We start from the raw sequence: 14,517 nt of genomic DNA, 5'->3' as shown, positions 1-14,517 counted from the left end.
CGGAGCACTATGGATCTATCGATCCCGAGACGGCACGGCGAGGTGTCGATCCGTCTCATCCGCAACCGCGACGCGCGCGTGCTGCAGCAGCAGCTGATCGACAACCGCTCGTGGCTGCGTCCGTGGGAGGCGACGAGCCCCGACGGCCCCGTGTCGTTCGACATGCGGCTCGGCATCCGTCGCCTCCTCCAGCAGTACCGCGACGGCCTCGGCGTCCCCTTCGTGATGGCGTGGGACGACGAGGTCGCGGGGCAGCTCAACGTGTGGGGGGTCTCGCGCGGTTCGCTGGCCTCGGCCACGATCGGCTACTGGGTGGCCGAGGAATTCGCCGGTCGCAACATCACGACGGTCGGTGTCGCGATGGCCACCGACGTGTGCTTCACGGAGCTGAACCTGCACCGGATCGAGATCTGCATCCGTCCCGAGAACCACGCGAGTCTGCGCGTGGTCGAGAAGCTCGGCTTCCGCTACGAGGGACTCCGTCGCCGCTACATCCACATCGACGGCGACTGGCGAGACCACTACGCCTTCGCGCTCGTGCGCGAAGAGGTGCCGCACGGCGTGCTCGACCGCTGGGCGCGGGGGCAGGTGCCGCCCGACGCGGCGCGCATCCCGCCGGCCGACCGCCTCTGAGCGCGTTGGGGCGCGGCGGGACGGCACCCCGCTGATATCTCGGCGGCAGGATGTCGCCCGCTCGTCAGCGCCCCGCACGCCCGGAGCCGGACACCATTCTCGCGATCGGGCGTGACGACACGCGGGAGGATGCCGAGGTGTGATCTCTCGGTGACCTACCTTTGTCCCATGGGTGGCCAGGTGCTGAGCGGCGGGGTGATCGTCTTCGTGGCGGTCGCGCTGTGGTTGGTCTATCTCCTGCCGTCGTGGCAGAGCCGGCATCGGTTCACCTCCGCCGAACGCAACGCCGTGCGCCTCAACCAGGCCCTTCGCGTGCTCGCCGAGACGGCCGAGACGCCGCGGGAAGTGCACCTCGAGCTGACCACCCGCACCGCGCACCAGCAGCAGAAGCTCGCCCGTCAGGTGCAGGCGCAGAAGGCCCAGGCCGAGCTCGCCGCCGCCAAGGCGCGCCTCGAGGTGGCGAAGCTCGAGAGTGCGCGTGACCGCGATGTCGTGAAGGAGCAGCGCGCGGCCGCGATCGAGCTGGCCCGTGCCGAACGGGCCGCCGCCGTCGAGGTCGCTCGCGCCGAGCGCGCCGCGGCTCTCGAGAAGACGCGTGCGGAACGCGCCTCCGCCGTGGAGCGCGCGCGTGCCGAACAGGCTGCCGCGGTCGCCGTCCCGGCGGCTCGTCGCTCGCGTGTGCGTCGTCGCTTCCGCCTCACCGTCTCGGTCGCGCTCCTGGCCGGGCTCATCGCCTCCGGCTTCGGTGCCGTGCAGATCGTCGGGGGAGCGTCCCCGATCGTCCTCGTCGCCGGAGCGGCCGTGGTCGTGGCATCCCTCGTCATCCTGCGTCGGATCTCGGTCGTGGCCACCCGCACCGCGGCGCGTCCGGCCGAGGTGTCGGTGCGCCGGATCATGGGCGAGGTGCAGGACGTCGCCCTCGTGCCCGAGCCGCGCCCGACGTGGACGCCGCGTGAGCTGCCCCGCCCCCTCGTCGCGTCGGTCGGCTCTCGGGCCGCCGCGACCGTCGACGAGCAGCTCGCCCGCGAGGCCCTGCGGGCCGCGGCCCGCGAAGAGGCCGCGCGGCACATCGCCGCGGAGCAGGCTCCCACCCCCATCGAGACGGCCCGTCCGGCCGCTGCTGCCCCTGTCGCCTCGCCGTACGCGGCGATGGGCTACGTCGACGATAGCGAGATCGAGAGCCACGTCCAGCGCCTCCTGACGCGCCGCGCGTCGGGGGAGTGAGTACCGGCGTTTCGGCGCCGGGCCGTTCGTTGCGGCCTCATACGCGTGGCGGCATATCCTTCCGCGGCGACGGCGCGCGGCGCGCCCGGGCTGCGTCTCGCGTCAGGTGACGGGCGCGTGACGTGATAGTGTTGACGAGGTTTCCGGGCCTGTGGCGCAGTTGGTAGCGCGCCTCGTTCGCATCGAGGAGGTCAGGGGTTCGAATCCCCTCAGGTCCACCACTTCCCGAACGGCGTCCCTCCTCAGAGGGGCGCCGTTCTCGTTTCCCGGCGTGGTTCCGTCCGCGCTCCCGGGGGCGTCGTCGGCCCCGCTAGGCTCTCGCTCACCCAGACCCTCCGAGCACGGGAGCCGCGCCATGATCCTCGCCCACGACATCGCCGGCTCCGGCCCGCTCCTGGTGCTGGTGCATGGCATCACCGAAGACCGCCGCAGCTGGGACCCCGTCGACCTCACCGGCTCATTCACTGTGGTGCGCGTCGACGTGCGCGGCCACGGCGAGTCGGCCGCCGCCGAGCCCTACGACATCCCCACCTTGGCGGCAGACATCCATGACACCGTCACGCAGCTGCAGGAACAGGGCGTCGTTCCCGACGGCCCGCCGATCGTCGTCGGGCACTCCCTGGGCGGCATCGTCGCGACCGCGTACGGAGCGCTCTTCCCGGCCCGCGCGATCGTGAACGTCGACCAGCCGCTCCACTTGGCCGGGATGCAGCAGCAGATCCAGCAGGCCGAGGCGATGCTGCGCGGCGAGCAGTTCCCCGTGTTCATCGGCGGCATGTTCGCGCAGATGGCGGGAGGATTGGATGCCGCCGAGCTCGACCGCCTGAACGCGCTCCGCGCGCCGAAACAGGATGTGGTGCTCGGGATGTGGCGTCCTCTGCTCGACGACTCGCCCGAAGAGCTGGCGGCGCTGGTGGACCGGCTCACGGCGGTGCCCGCCGACGTTCCCTATCTCGTCATCACCGGACTCGACGCGGGGCCGGATTACGCCGCCTGGTTGCAGCAGACCATCCCGCACAGCGTCCACGAGGTGTGGCAGCCGGCGACGCACTACCCGCACCTCATCGATCCAGCCCGTTTCGTCGCGCGTATCGAGGCGTTCGCGCGCTGACCACCGGGCCGTCGGGCCCGGGTGCGCTCGTCCGGGTCAGTCCGCCGCGGCGCCCTCCGCCCACCCGCCGGGAGCGGCCACGTTGAACATCCACGCCACGCCCCACGGGTCGACGACCTCGCCGTAGAAGTCGCCCCACACCTGCTTCTCGAGCGGCTGCTTCACCTCGGCGCCGCGCTCGACGAAGCGGTCGTAGAAGCCGCGGACGCGGTCGAACTCGTCGCTCATGAACGCGGCGTGCGTGCGGCTGGAGCCCCACCCCTGGGCGGGCTCGTCGAAGCCGTCGGCGCCCATCACGGTGAAGCCGTCGGCGCGCAGCTCCGAGTGCATCACACCGTCAGCGGGCGCGTCCGGGATGCCGAAGTCGGCGAACGTGTTGATCGTCAGCTCGCCGCCGAAGACCGACTGGTAGAAGGTCATCGCCTCCCGGGCGGCGCCGGCGAACGAGATGTAGACGACGAGAGCGGTCGACATGGTGGCATCCTTCATCTTCGAGGGGCGGATCGGCCCTCACGTTAGTCCCGCGGCGGGGGAGAGGGAAGGTGCGTCACGCGCCCTGGTACTGACGCAGTTGCGCGAGCAGGCGGGGCGCGCTCGCGTCGAAGGTGCGACCCCCTACGACGACACCGACGACGAACACGGCGACACCCCAGACCGGCCCGATCCCGAGGGCGAGCCACCCCGCGAGCGTCGAGCCGCCGAAGGCCGCGATCCCCGCCGGGATCACGGCCGGCAGGGCCATGACCGCCGCGACGATCCAGCAGAGGAAGAACAGCAGCGTCATCGTGAAGGTCGTCCCCGGCACGCGCTTGAACGGCGAATCACCGGGCGCAGGCGTGGGGATCACGAGCAGCGCCGACGTGACGGCGCTGACGCCGTAGCCCACGAGCGCGACGCCGACCGACGCGCCGACGACGGCCGGTAGGAGGTCCCAGCGGTTCGCGATCGCCAGGATCACGGCATCCGCCAGCAGGGTGAGGGGGATGCCGACGCTCGCCGCCCCGAGCATGCGGCCGAGACGATCGGCGCGCCCCCGGATGCCGGTCTGCATGACGGTCGCGAACGCGGTGCCGTCGTACGAGACGTCGGCGTAGACGATCGTGCCGGCGAAGAACCCGACGAGCACGCCCGAGAGCACGAAGAACGGACCCGTGATGTCGCCCCCCGCGTAGATGAGCACGAGGACGGGGGCGAAGGGGAGCAGCAACAGCTGCCGCAGGTAGCGGAAGTCGCGGGTCCACGAGGTGAGCGCTCGCGCCCAGGTGGCGCCCGCGGGGGTGGAGGGCATGACGCCGAACCATCCGAGCGAGCCGGCGCTGCGGCGCGCGGCGGAACGGGCGGGCGGTGCGACGACCGAGGCCGACAGGCTCCGCCGCCACAACCACCACAGCAGGGCGAGGGTCGCCAGGGCGATCGCGAACTTCCCCAGCGCGGGCAGCCAGGAGCCGGCGGCGAGGTCGCCGGGCACGGCCCACACCGCCCCGATGGGCGTCCACGACACCGCGGTCACGATGCTCTGCAGCTGCGTGCCCTGTCCGCTGACCGCGACGAGGCCGTTGGTGAGCACGATGAAGAGCGGGCTCGCGAAGATCAGCACCGCGAAACCGACGAGACCGATGATCTCGCGCGTGCGTCGGCCGCCGCCCACGCCCGCCGCCAGAGCCGACACGGCACGAGACGCGACGACGCAGATGAGGACGCCCAGCGGCACGCACACGACCGCGGCGATCGCCGACACCGGGTCGCGACCCCACACGAGGAACGTCGCGAGCGCGCCGAGGGTCGTCGCGATGCCGGGCACGCCGGTGAGGCCGCCGGCGGTGATGGCGAGCATCATCTGGCGCGTCGTCATCGGGAACGGTGCGAGCTTGGCGGGATCGAGGGTGGTGTCGATCCCCGCGGCGAACACCGGTCCGATGACCCAGCCGAGGGTGAGCAGGGCGCCCGCGGCCGTCACCGCGGCGCGCGCGATGCCGGCGTCGAGGGTGCCCACGAAGAACAGCCCCGCTCCCACCAGCAGCAGCATCCACAGCGCGCCGAGCACGCCGAGGATGAAGCCGACCAACTGTATCGGGCTCCGCATGAGGGTGTTGCCCAGCACGCGGAACCGGATCTTCAGGACTGTCGCAACCACTGCGGCCCCTCCGAGTGGTGGCGACCGCCCACGAGGTCGACGAAGCGGTCCTGCAGGGTCTGGGTGCCGCGCACCTCGTCGACGGTCCCGGATGCCAGCAGCCGGCCCTGCGCGATGACGGCGACGTGGTCGCACATGCGTTGCACCAGGTCCATCGAGTGGCTCGACACGATGACCGTCCCGCCCGAGCCGGTGTAGCCGCGGAGGATGTCCTCGATGTTCGCCGCCGACACCGGATCGACCGACTCGAAGGGCTCATCGAGCACGAGCAGCCGCGGGGCGTGCACCAGGGCGCACGCGAGGGCGACCTTCTTGGTCATGCCCGCGGAGTAGTCGACGACGGGGGTGCCGGCGGCCTCGCCGAGGTCCATGATGCGCAGCAGGTCGGCCGTCCGCGAGGCGACCTCGTCGCGGGGGAGGCCGAACATCATGCCGGTGTAGGTGACCAGCTGCTCCCCGGTGAGCCGGTCGAACAGGCGCACGCCGTCGGCGAGGTTGCCGATGAGCTTCTTCGCCTCCACGGGATGCGCCCACACGTCGACGCCGTGGATGCGCGCGGTCCCGGCATCCGGTCGCAGCAGGCCGGTGGCCATCGACAGCGTCGTGGTCTTCCCCGCTCCGTTGGGCCCGACCAGGCCGTAGAACGACCCGGTCGGCACGGTCAGGTCGAGACCTGCGACGGCGGTCTTCTCGCCGAAGCGCTTGGCGAGTCCGCTCAGCTGCATCGCGGGCTGCTGATCGGTCGCGACCGGAGGCACGACGGCATCCGGAAGGACGGTCGGCGGCGTGACGGGTTGCGGGGGCACGGTCTGCGAGGTCTCGCGGGAGGGGTCGGTCACGATCTCGAACCTATCTGCGTGGTGCGGGCCCTTCCTAGGCTCCGCGGGGAATGGAGGTCAATATCGGATGGCGTCGACAACCTTCACGCGCACCGCGACGAGGGCCGGGAGCAGCCCGGCGATCGCGCCCACGGCCGTGGCGGCGACGAGGCCGGTGACCGCGGCGTCCACCGGGAACGGGGGGAAGTCGGTGACCATCCCCTGTCCGATGAGCTCGCGCACGGCCGGCGACTGCACCACGAGGATCGACACGGTCACTCCCGCGGCCCCTGCGACCACCGTCGCCACGACGCTCTCGAGCATGACCGCGAAGAACACCCGGCTCGCGGTCGCACCGAAACTGCGGCGGATGCCGATCTCGCGAACACGCTGCTTCACCGTGACGAGCGCGATGTTCACCAGTCCGAGGGCGCCGAGCAGCAGCACGAGCACGGCGATGCCGATGACGACCATCTTCGTGACGAGGAACGGATCGTCGCCATACGTCGCCCAATCGCGTCGATCGGCGGTCACTTCGACGCCGGTGCCCAGGGCCGCGCGCAGATCGCGCTTCACCACCTCGGTGAGCTGGTCGGCGATCTCGGGCGGCACCCACATCTCGTACGACGGGATGACGGGACCCCCGCCGCCGTACGGATCGCTCGGCGCGGCGGCGGCGTCTCCGCGCTCGCCGGCGGCCGCGGCCTGCATCGCCTGCAGCTGAGAGCCGAGCATGTACATCGACGGTTCGATCTCCCACGTGGCCGAGGGCGTCACGCCGACGACGACGGCGCGCACGCCGCCGGAGGGGATGCCGGATGCCGCGTTCGGCAGGCCCTGGCCCCCGAGCGCCACCATCGGGTGGGTCTCGAGGGGCGGGCGGCCCATGCGGTCGTAGAAGATCTCGTTCACGATGAGGCGAGGAGCCAGCTGCTGCACGTCCCGCTCGGTGAACCACTCGCCCTCGGCCATGCGCACCCGGTGCATCTCGCCGAACGGCTGGTCGACGGCCTGCGTCGGCACTTGCACGATGCCGTCGCGGAACGGCACCGACTGCGTGGTCTGCACGACGCGGGTGGCGTAGGAGATGTCGTAGCGCTCGACGACGTCGCTCCACGCGGCATCCATCGCCTCGGGGGCGAGGGTGCCGCCGTCGGTGCGGTAGGCCGAGACGGACAGGCTCGCCGGGCGCCCGGACTGCCGCTCGCTGAGTTCCTGGTTCGCCTGCTGCACGATCGCGCCGAGGGCGACGACGGTCGTGAGCGAACACACGGCGACGGCCACGCCCACGAGCGAGAGCAGGACGCGCGTGCGATGCACCCGCACTTCCTGCCAGGCCTCGAGCAGCGCGCCGACCACGGCGCTGACGCCGCGCATCAGTCCTCGCCCTCCGGCGCGTCGAGGCGCGCGTCGTCGGTGGGTCCGCTGTCGGCGGGGTCGGGGAGGGTGGCGGTCGCCGTCGCGGTGCCGAGCCCGAGGACGGCGAGCTCGTCCGTGCCGGTCGACGCCGCCTCCTCCGGCGCCGGAGCCATCTCGCGCCGGTCGCGTCTCGTCAGCGGCTCCAGCGACGGATCGTCGACCGGGGTCAGCACGCCCCGGTCGAGCCGGAAGTGCCGACGCGCGCGCCGGGCGATGGTCGGGTCGTGGGTGATGATGACCTGTGCGGCGCCCGTCTGCACGGCGACCTCGTCGATCAGCTCCATCACGCTCTGCCCGGTGTCGAGGTCGAGGGCGCCCGTGGGCTCGTCGGCGAGGATCAGGCGCGGCCCGCGGACGAGCGAGCGCGCGATCGCCACCCGCTGCTGCTCACCGCCCGACAGGCGATCGGGCATGCTGTTCAGTCGGTGCTCGAGACCGACGAGGGCGAGCATGTCGGCGGCGATCCTCTTGCGTCGCCAGAACGTCCTCCCCGACGCGTAGAGGAGCGGCATCGTGACGTTCTCGAGGGCGGTGCGTCCGGGCAGCAGGTTGAACTGCTGGAAGACGAAGCCGATCGCCGCTCCGCGCAGACGATCGCGCTGCGCCGACGAGTACGACCGCACCGGGCGGTCGTCGAAGAGGATCTCGCCGCTGGTGGGCAGGTCGAGAAGCCCCAGCATGTTCAGCAGCGTCGACTTGCCCGAGCCCGACCGCCCGACGATCGACACGTGGTCGCCCGGTTCGATCTGCAGGTCGACGCCGTTCAGGATCGTCAGCGCGGGCTGATCCTGCGGGATCACCGTGCGGGTGACCGCCCGCAGCGCGAGCAGGCTCATCCGCCGAGGGCCGCTTCGCAGTACATCGACCCGTCGGGATAGGTCGTGCACCCGTCGTTCGCCGGGGCCATCGCGCCGGGGGCGAACTCCAGGATCTCGTCGCCCTCGGCCAGCCCCTGCGTGATCTGCACCTGCGTGCCGTCGGTGAGGCCCAGCGCCACCGGGCGCTCCTCGGTGGCACCGTCCGCGCTCATCACCCACACCGTGCCGCTCTGAGCCGCCCCGCGCACCGCGGTGGTCGGCACGACGAGCACGTTCTCGGCGCGACCTCCGGCGATCGTCATCTCGGCGGCGAGCCCCGAGAAGACGGTCACCTCGCCCGGCACGGTGCACGTGGCCGTCGTCGATGATCCGCCCGCACCACCGGTGCTCGCTCCGCCCGTGGCGGACGTGTCGTCGCTCGTGCTCCCGCCGGTGCTCCCGGCCAGGGGAGTGGTGATGCGGAGGTTCCCGCACGCGAAGGCGGCGGGCCCGCCGGTGATCGTCACCGTGGCCTCGGTCGGGCGGTCCAGCAAGCGGTACTGCTGCGCGGGCTCGAGCGAGCCGCTGACCGAGAAGGTCGGCGGGGCCACGGTGCCCGCCGTCATCCCGATCGTGATGTCCTGCCCCGAGATGACCGAGAGCGAGCTCAGGATGCCGGTCGCCGGCGCCGTGACGTCCTCGTAGCGGAAGATCGCCGGCTTGGGCTTGCCCTCGGCATCCACGCTGTCGGCGGGATCGCGCTCGATGGGGACCTTGACGTCGAAGACGACGTCGCCCTGGTTCACGTTCGCGCCCTGGGCGATGAAGATCTTGTTCACCGTGCCGGCGGCCGTTGCCTTCATCGGCAGGGCGGGATCCGCCGAGACGGTGGCCGAGACGACCACGTCGTTCGTGATCGTGCCCAGCGCCGCGACGGTCGTCGGTTCGACGATGGTCCCCGTCGGGATCGCGGGAGACGCGTCGGCGGGGCGATCAGGGAAGAACGCGAGCTTGATGAGTGCCGCCGCCACCAGGGCGACGAGAAGGATACGCAGAATCGGAAAGACCCACGTGCGTGCGATCCCCATGAAACCCCCCGGAACGGAAATCGTCGTCATCGAACGTCTCCACCCTAGGGGGGTGCGTGTATCGCCCACGTATCGCCCGGCGCCGTGGGGGCCGGAGATCATCCGATGGGATGACGTCGATCGGCGATGTCATCCCCTCGGATGACGGAGGCACGGATGCCGCGACCCCGACCGTTCGAGACGGTGGGGCCGCGGCATCCGGTGGGCGAGGCTCAGTCCTTCGGCGGCGCCACGACGTGCGGCTTCGTGGGATCGAGCGGGGCGCCGGTGGCGAGGCGCGCGTGGCTGCGCGAGTAGGCGAAGTAGATCGCGAACCCGAGGGCGAGCCAGATGAGGAAGCGCAGCCAGGTCTCGACCGAGAGGTTGAGCATCAGGTAGGTGCAGATGAGCGCCGACAGGATCGGCAGCACCGGGCTGAAGGGCACGCGGAACCCGCGCTTCAGGTCGGGGCGCTTGCGCCGCAGCACGATGACGCCGATCGAGACCAGCACGAAGGCGGAGAGCGTGCCGATGTTCACCATTTCTTCGAGGACGCCGATGGGGGTGAGTCCGGCGACGATCGCCACGATGACCGTGACGATGATCGAGATGACCCACGGGGTGCGGAAGCGCGGGTGCACCTTGGCGAGGCCGCCGGGGAGCAGGCGGTCGCGCGACATCGCGAAGATGATGCGCGTGGCGCCGATCAGCAGGGTCAGCACGACGGTCGTGAGGCCCGCCACCGCGCCGGCCGCGATGACGGTCGCCATCCACGTCTGGCCGTGGAAGGCGAACGCGTTCGCGAGGGCCGCGGAGGGGTTGAGGTCGGAGTAGGGGACCATTCCCGTGACCACGACGGCGACCGCGCAGTACAGGATCGTGCAGATCACGAGCGACGCGATGATGCCGATCGGCAGGTCGCGCTGGGGGCGCTTGGTCTCCTCGGCGGTGGTCGCCACGACGTCGAAGCCGATATAGGCGAAGAACACCAGGGCGGCTCCCGCGAGGATGCCGCCGACACCGAAGGTCGCGGGCTCCAGACCCGAGAGGAACTGCAGCAGCGGCTGCGTCAGTCCCGACGTGGATTCGGTCGGCACGGGGTCGGGCACGAAGGGGCTGTAGTTCGCCGGGTTAATGAACAGGATGCCGGCGATGATGACGAACAGCACGATGAACAGCTTCACCGCCACGAGGACGAGGTTGACGCGGAGCGACTCCTTGATGCCCAGGGTCATCAGGCCGCCGAGCACCAGCACGAGCAGGATGGCGGGGAGATCGACGACACCGCCGTATGAGATGGCCGGCGGGAGCACGATGCCGATCTGTTCGAGGAACGTCCCGAGGTAGGCGCTCCAGCCCTGGGCGACGACGCTCGCGCCGAGGAACATCTCCAGGATCAGATCCCACCCGATGATCCAGGCGAACAGCTCGCCGAGCGACGCGTAGGAGAAGGTGTACGCCGATCCCGACACGGGGACGGTCGAGGCGAACTCGGCGTAGCACATGGCCGCGAGGCCGCACGCGATCGCGGCGATCACGAAACTGATCACCACGGCGGGACCCGCCACGTCGTGCGCGGCACGCCCGGTGAGGGTGAAGATGCCGGCGCCGATCACGACGCCCACGCCGAAGACGGTCAGGTCGACCGCGCTCAGGGACTTCTTGAGCCGGAACTCCGGTTCATCGGTGTCGGCGATGGACTGCTCCACCGACTTGGTACGGAAAAGGCTCACGCGACGCTTCCCTGTCTCGACGGATGTCTGTCTCAGGTGGTGTCCCCGGAGCGAACACCACCCCCGGAGAATAGTCCCTCGCCGCCCCCGCGCCTATCGGTGACGCGGCCCGCCGTCCCGGTGCTATCACACGGATAGTCGTGCGGGTAATTCATCGAATGCCGGTGTAAGGTTTTTCGTATTATGGCTATGAAGCACATCACGCACCTCGTCGACGATCTCGACGGAACGGTCCTCGAAGACGGACAAGGAAAGCAGATCACTTTCTCGGTCGAAGGCCGTGCTTATGAGATCGATCTCTCCGACCGGAATGCGGACAAGTTCTATTCGGCGATCGCACCTTTCGTGGATGCCGCTCGCTCGGTCTCGCGCGGTGCCTCCACGACGCGTCGATCACGCGCCCCCCGCCGCTCCAGCGACGTCGACCTCGGTGCCGTCCGCGAATGGGCGCGGGCGAACGGACACACGGTGAGCGACCGCGGCCGTGTTCCCTCGACCATTCTCGACGCGTACGCCGACGCGAATTCCTGAGGTCGCTCCGGATTCGCCGGTCGGTTCGCCGACGGCCGACATCGCGTCGAGCGCGGTGACCCAATTCGCCGTGCTCGACGCGCTGATGGCGGGCGTGTATTCGGCGGGTATTCCGGTTTCCGATGCGGTGGAGCTCGGAGACACCGGGATCGGCTGCTGCGAAGGCCTCGGCGGCGAAGTCGTCATCCTCGACGGCACGCCGTTCGAGTGCACGCCGGACGCCCCGCCGCGCCGGATGGAGCCGAGCGAGACGCTGCCCTTCGTCGACGTGTGCGCGATGGGCGAGGGGGTCGCCACCGTGGTGCGCGACGCCGACTTCGCCGACCTCGAGAGCCACGTCGACGCCCGGCTGGCCAGCCGCAACCTCTTCCACGCCGTGCGCCTCGACGGCGTGATGGCGCGGGTGCGCACGCGCGTCACGCGACGGCAGGAGCCGCCGTTCCGCCCGCTCGCGGACGTCGCCGCGGAGCAGATCGAAACGGTGGCGTGCGACTGCACGGGTTCTCTCGTCGGGTTCTGGATGCCCCGGATCTATCAGGGCATCACGGTCGCCGGGCTCCACCTGCATTTCCTCGCCGACGATCGCACCGTCGGCGGCCACGTTCTCGACGTGCGCGTGCGCGAGGGCAGCCTGCGCATGACGGCATATGCGCGTTTCGCGCTCCGGTTGCCGGACGACGAGCAATTCCGGCGCACGGAACTCACGCACGACGAGGATCATCGGATCGTCGCGGTCGAGAGTCGGCCGGCCGTTCCGGAAACCGGTGAAAGCTGACGAAGAAGCGGGTGAATTCGTAATATCGCGCCCCGGGGAGGCGCAAATTGCCGTCTTACGATCGGCGCATGGCGAAAAAGCACATCACGCAGGTGATCGACGATCTCGACGGTTCGGTCATCGATGACGGAACCACCGTCCACTTCTCCCTCGAAGGGCGTTCGTACGAGATCGATCTCTCTAGTGAGAATGCCGACAAGCTTCGCGAGGCTCTTTCGCCTTTCATCTCCGCCGGTCGCGCCGTCGGCTTTTCTTCGCCGTCCGCCCGCAAGGAATCGCGGCGCCGCCCCGCGCCCACCCGCGACCTGGTCGACGTCCGCACGTGGGCCGAGAAGAACGGCTATTCCATCAATACACGCGGACGTATTTCGGAGGTCGTCCTCGCGGCGTACGACGCTGCACACTGAGTGGTCGAAAGAAAGCCGGATGCCGTGGGAAACGGCATCCGGCTTTCTTCGTCCCGGGCGTGTCAGACGAAGGCGCCGTCGCCCGCTCCGACAGCGAGACGCTCGGCGGCGAGTCCCTCGGCGGCGGCGAGCGGGGTGACCCCGCGCGACTGCGCCTCGTCGAACACGCGGCGCACGGTGTCGCCGATGTCGGCCACGCGCCCCATGATCTGCTCCAGCGTCCCGCGCTGCTTGGCCACGAGGTCGAGGTAGATCACGCCGCCCGCGTTCACCACGAAGTCGGGGGCGTACAGGATGCCGCGCCGCGCAAGCCGCTCGGCACCCGAACGCTCGGCGAGCGGGTTGTTGGCGGGGCCGCAGACCGCGCGCGCGTCGAGGGCGTCGATCACCGCGTCGGTGAGCACACCGCCGATCCCGGCGGGAACGAAGACATCGGCCGGCACGAGGTGCGCCTCGCTCGGCTCGACCCACGCGGCGCCCAGCTCGGCGGCCAGCGCGCGCTTGGCGGGGTTGACGTCGGTGACGGTCAGCGTCGCGCCCTCGGTCGCGAGGCGCTCGGCGAGCCGGCTGCCGACCTGGCCGAGACCGGCGATCGTGATGCGGCGACCGGACACGTCGCTCGTGCCGACCGCGCGCTCCAGCGTCGCGACGAGGGAGGCGTAGACGCCGAGGCTCGTGGGCCCGGCCGGCTCGCCCGACCCGCCCACGGTGTCGGGCAGGCCCACGACGTGCGCCGTGCGCTCGCTCACCACGAGCATGTCGTCGGTGGTGGAGCCCACGTCCTCGGCCGTGCGGTAGAGGCCGCCCAGGCTCTCGACGGCGTCGCCCAGGTCGAGGAAGGCGGCACGGCGGCGCTCGGCGTCGAGGACCGTGCCCTCGGGGAGGCCGATGACGCTCTTTCCGCCGCCGGCGTCGAGTCCGGCGGCCGCGTTCTTCAGCGTCATCGCCGCCGAGAGGCGGAGGGCGTCGCCCAGGGCGTCGGTCCAGGAGGGGTAGGTCCACAGTCGCGCTCCGCCGAGGGCGGAGCCGAGGACCGAGGAGTGCAGCGCGACGGCGATGAACAGGCCGCTGCGGCGCCCCGTCATCACCTCCACGCGCTCGTGGACGAAATCGGGCAGGGGCAGGGCGTTGGTCATCGCGTTCCTTGTCGTCGGTCGCCTTGTGGGCGGCACGTTTCGAACGCCGCGGCGTTGCGGCATCCACCCTCCATTCTGGCGCGCGCCGCCGCCGAGCGCGACGCCGCCGCGCGCGGGTGACCGCCGAGGTTCGCCGTTCGGCGCCGGAGCCGCACCGCATGTGCGGTCTCGGCCCGGCCTCGGGCGGCGGAGCGGCGCGACGACGGGCCTAGGCTGACGGGCATGACCGACGCCCTGCCCGCCCGGAGTCGCCTCGTCGCCGCGTCGCTGGAGGCGGCCGGCATCCCCGGGAAGATCGTCGTCCTGCCGGATGCCGCGTCGACGGCCGCCCTGGCGGCCGCAGCCCTCGGCATCGCGGTGGGCGCGATCGCGAACAGCCTCGTGTTCTGGAGCGACGACGAGCCGCTGCTCGTGATGACCAGCGGCGCGCACCGCGTCGACACGACGGCGCTGGCCGAGAGACTCGGGCGCGGCGCGATCCGGCGGGCGACGCCGGAACAGGTCCTCGCCGCGACCGGTCAGCCGATCGGGGGAGTCGCGCCGACCGGGCACCCCGCTGCGCTGACGACCGTGGTCGACGAGGACCTCGCCGCGTTCCCGCAGATCTGGGCCGCGGGCGGGACGCCGCACACGGTGTTCCCGCTGACCTTCGACGAGCTCGTGCGGCTGACGGGCGGCACGGTGGCGCGGGTCGCCTGAGGTCACGCCGGAGATTCGCGGCGTCAGGGTGGC

General features: G+C 71.0%; 15 protein-coding genes and 1 tRNA gene. 8 read left to right on the top strand and 8 right to left on the bottom strand.

All coding sequences use genetic code 11. From position 1 onward, the window contains the following. Positions 1–9: 9 nt before the first annotated feature. The 4 genes from AB0N82_RS06895 to AB0N82_RS06880 all read left to right on the top strand — a co-directional run bounded on the left by AB0N82_RS06895 (position 10) and on the right by AB0N82_RS06880 (position 2,968). Positions 10–633 (top strand): GNAT family protein, encoded by a 624-nt coding sequence (locus AB0N82_RS06895; RefSeq protein ID WP_315994727.1) that lies wholly within the window; start codon positions 10–12, stop codon positions 631–633. A 168-nt stretch (positions 634–801) separates the two neighbouring features. Continuing rightward, positions 802–1,857 carry a large exoprotein gene (locus tag AB0N82_RS06890; protein WP_363389728.1) on the top strand — a complete coding sequence of 352 codons (1,056 nt, stop codon included), beginning with the start codon at positions 802–804 and terminating at the stop codon, positions 1,855–1,857. 145 nt (positions 1,858–2,002) lie between these two features. Further along, positions 2,003–2,078 (top strand) — tRNA-Ala (locus tag AB0N82_RS06885). 134 nt (positions 2,079–2,212) lie between these two features. Beyond that, positions 2,213–2,968 (top strand): alpha/beta hydrolase, encoded by a 756-nt coding sequence (locus AB0N82_RS06880; RefSeq protein ID WP_363389725.1) that lies wholly within the window; start codon positions 2,213–2,215, stop codon positions 2,966–2,968. A 36-nt stretch (positions 2,969–3,004) separates the two neighbouring features. Here the strand turns inward: AB0N82_RS06880 and AB0N82_RS06875 are convergent, their stop codons facing one another. From AB0N82_RS06875 to AB0N82_RS06845, 7 genes are all read right to left on the bottom strand, one after another. Then, positions 3,005–3,442, bottom strand: coding sequence for a VOC family protein (locus AB0N82_RS06875; protein WP_363389722.1), 438 nt, complete (start codon positions 3,440–3,442; stop codon positions 3,005–3,007). A gap of 73 nt (positions 3,443–3,515) precedes the next feature. Continuing rightward, positions 3,516–5,102, bottom strand: coding sequence for a hypothetical protein (locus AB0N82_RS06870; protein WP_363389719.1), 1,587 nt, complete (start codon positions 5,100–5,102; stop codon positions 3,516–3,518). Next, entirely contained in the window at positions 5,084–5,827 is a 744-nt protein-coding gene (locus AB0N82_RS06865) for an ABC transporter ATP-binding protein (protein ID WP_363391170.1), read from the bottom strand. Before AB0N82_RS06865 ends, AB0N82_RS06870 begins: the two co-directional genes overlap by 19 nt. Before the next feature lie 171 nt (positions 5,828–5,998). Next, on the bottom strand, positions 5,999–7,297 hold the full coding sequence (locus tag AB0N82_RS06860) for an ABC transporter permease (protein WP_363389716.1): 1,299 nt from the start codon (positions 7,295–7,297) through the stop codon (positions 5,999–6,001). Further along, the gene (locus AB0N82_RS06855; protein ID WP_315994721.1) at positions 7,297–8,175 is read right to left on the bottom strand and encodes an ABC transporter ATP-binding protein; all 879 of its coding nucleotides are present in this window, start codon (positions 8,173–8,175) and stop codon (positions 7,297–7,299) included. The genes AB0N82_RS06860 and AB0N82_RS06855 overlap by 1 nt, the downstream gene beginning before the upstream one ends. Then, positions 8,172–9,224, bottom strand: a complete 1,053-nt coding sequence (locus AB0N82_RS06850) for a hypothetical protein (RefSeq protein WP_315994720.1) — start codon at positions 9,222–9,224, stop codon at positions 8,172–8,174. Before AB0N82_RS06850 ends, AB0N82_RS06855 begins: the two co-directional genes overlap by 4 nt. A 212-nt stretch (positions 9,225–9,436) precedes the next feature. Further along, positions 9,437–10,936 carry an amino acid permease gene (locus AB0N82_RS06845; protein WP_363389711.1) on the bottom strand — a complete coding sequence of 500 codons (1,500 nt, stop codon included), beginning with the start codon at positions 10,934–10,936 and terminating at the stop codon, positions 9,437–9,439. A gap of 183 nt (positions 10,937–11,119) precedes the next feature. Here AB0N82_RS06845 and AB0N82_RS06840 point away from each other — a divergent pair, with 183 nt between their 5' ends. The 3 genes from AB0N82_RS06840 (at position 11,120) to AB0N82_RS06830 (ending at position 12,649) form a co-directional block, all read left to right on the top strand. Next, positions 11,120–11,467 (top strand): Lsr2 family protein, encoded by a 348-nt coding sequence (locus AB0N82_RS06840; protein WP_315994718.1) that lies wholly within the window; start codon positions 11,120–11,122, stop codon positions 11,465–11,467. A gap of 55 nt (positions 11,468–11,522) precedes the next feature. Next, positions 11,523–12,242 carry an acetolactate decarboxylase gene (locus tag AB0N82_RS06835; RefSeq protein ID WP_363389708.1) on the top strand — a complete coding sequence of 240 codons (720 nt, stop codon included), beginning with the start codon at positions 11,523–11,525 and terminating at the stop codon, positions 12,240–12,242. A gap of 68 nt (positions 12,243–12,310) precedes the next feature. Next, positions 12,311–12,649, top strand: coding sequence for an Lsr2 family protein (locus AB0N82_RS06830; RefSeq protein WP_315994716.1), 339 nt, complete (start codon positions 12,311–12,313; stop codon positions 12,647–12,649). A gap of 62 nt (positions 12,650–12,711) precedes the next feature. Here AB0N82_RS06830 and AB0N82_RS06825 read toward each other — a convergent pair whose 3' ends face one another. After that, the gene (locus AB0N82_RS06825; protein ID WP_363389703.1) at positions 12,712–13,785 is read right to left on the bottom strand and encodes a Glu/Leu/Phe/Val dehydrogenase dimerization domain-containing protein; all 1,074 of its coding nucleotides are present in this window, start codon (positions 13,783–13,785) and stop codon (positions 12,712–12,714) included. Positions 13,786–14,007: 222 nt separating this feature from the next. Here AB0N82_RS06825 and AB0N82_RS06820 point away from each other — a divergent pair, with 222 nt between their 5' ends. Beyond that, positions 14,008–14,484, top strand: coding sequence for a YbaK/EbsC family protein (locus AB0N82_RS06820; RefSeq protein WP_363389700.1), 477 nt, complete (start codon positions 14,008–14,010; stop codon positions 14,482–14,484). Positions 14,485–14,517 lie beyond the last annotated feature (33 nt).

This window comes from Microbacterium sp. NPDC089186 (assembly GCF_040685115.1).
Lineage (GTDB): Bacteria > Actinomycetota > Actinomycetes > Actinomycetales > Microbacteriaceae > Microbacterium > Microbacterium galbum.
This window is presented reverse-complemented; position numbering and strand designations above follow the sequence as displayed.

Bases quoted from the DNA above. Each gene is read 5' to 3' on its own strand.
- AB0N82_RS06840 (WP_315994718.1), top strand. From the start codon at position 11,120: ATGGCTATGAAGCACATCACGCACCTCGTCGACGATCTCGACGGAACG.
- AB0N82_RS06820 (WP_363389700.1), top strand. From the start codon at position 14,008: ATGACCGACGCCCTGCCCGCCCGGAGTCGCCTCGTCGCCGCGTCGCTG.
- AB0N82_RS06825 (WP_363389703.1), bottom strand. From the start codon at position 13,785: ATGACCAACGCCCTGCCCCTGCCCGATTTCGTCCACGAGCGCGTGGAG.
- AB0N82_RS06865 (WP_363391170.1), bottom strand. From the start codon at position 5,827: ATGCAGCTGAGCGGACTCGCCAAGCGCTTCGGCGAGAAGACCGCCGTC.
- AB0N82_RS06880 (WP_363389725.1), top strand. From the start codon at position 2,213: ATGATCCTCGCCCACGACATCGCCGGCTCCGGCCCGCTCCTGGTGCTG.
- AB0N82_RS06830 (WP_315994716.1), top strand. From the start codon at position 12,311: ATGGCGAAAAAGCACATCACGCAGGTGATCGACGATCTCGACGGTTCG.
- AB0N82_RS06875 (WP_363389722.1), bottom strand. From the start codon at position 3,442: ATGTCGACCGCTCTCGTCGTCTACATCTCGTTCGCCGGCGCCGCCCGG.
- AB0N82_RS06850 (WP_315994720.1), bottom strand. From the start codon at position 9,224: ATGGGGATCGCACGCACGTGGGTCTTTCCGATTCTGCGTATCCTTCTC.
- AB0N82_RS06890 (WP_363389728.1), top strand. From the start codon at position 802: ATGGGTGGCCAGGTGCTGAGCGGCGGGGTGATCGTCTTCGTGGCGGTC.
- AB0N82_RS06860 (WP_363389716.1), bottom strand. From the start codon at position 7,297: ATGCGCGGCGTCAGCGCCGTGGTCGGCGCGCTGCTCGAGGCCTGGCAG.
- AB0N82_RS06895 (WP_315994727.1), top strand. From the start codon at position 10: ATGGATCTATCGATCCCGAGACGGCACGGCGAGGTGTCGATCCGTCTC.
- AB0N82_RS06855 (WP_315994721.1), bottom strand. From the start codon at position 8,175: ATGAGCCTGCTCGCGCTGCGGGCGGTCACCCGCACGGTGATCCCGCAG.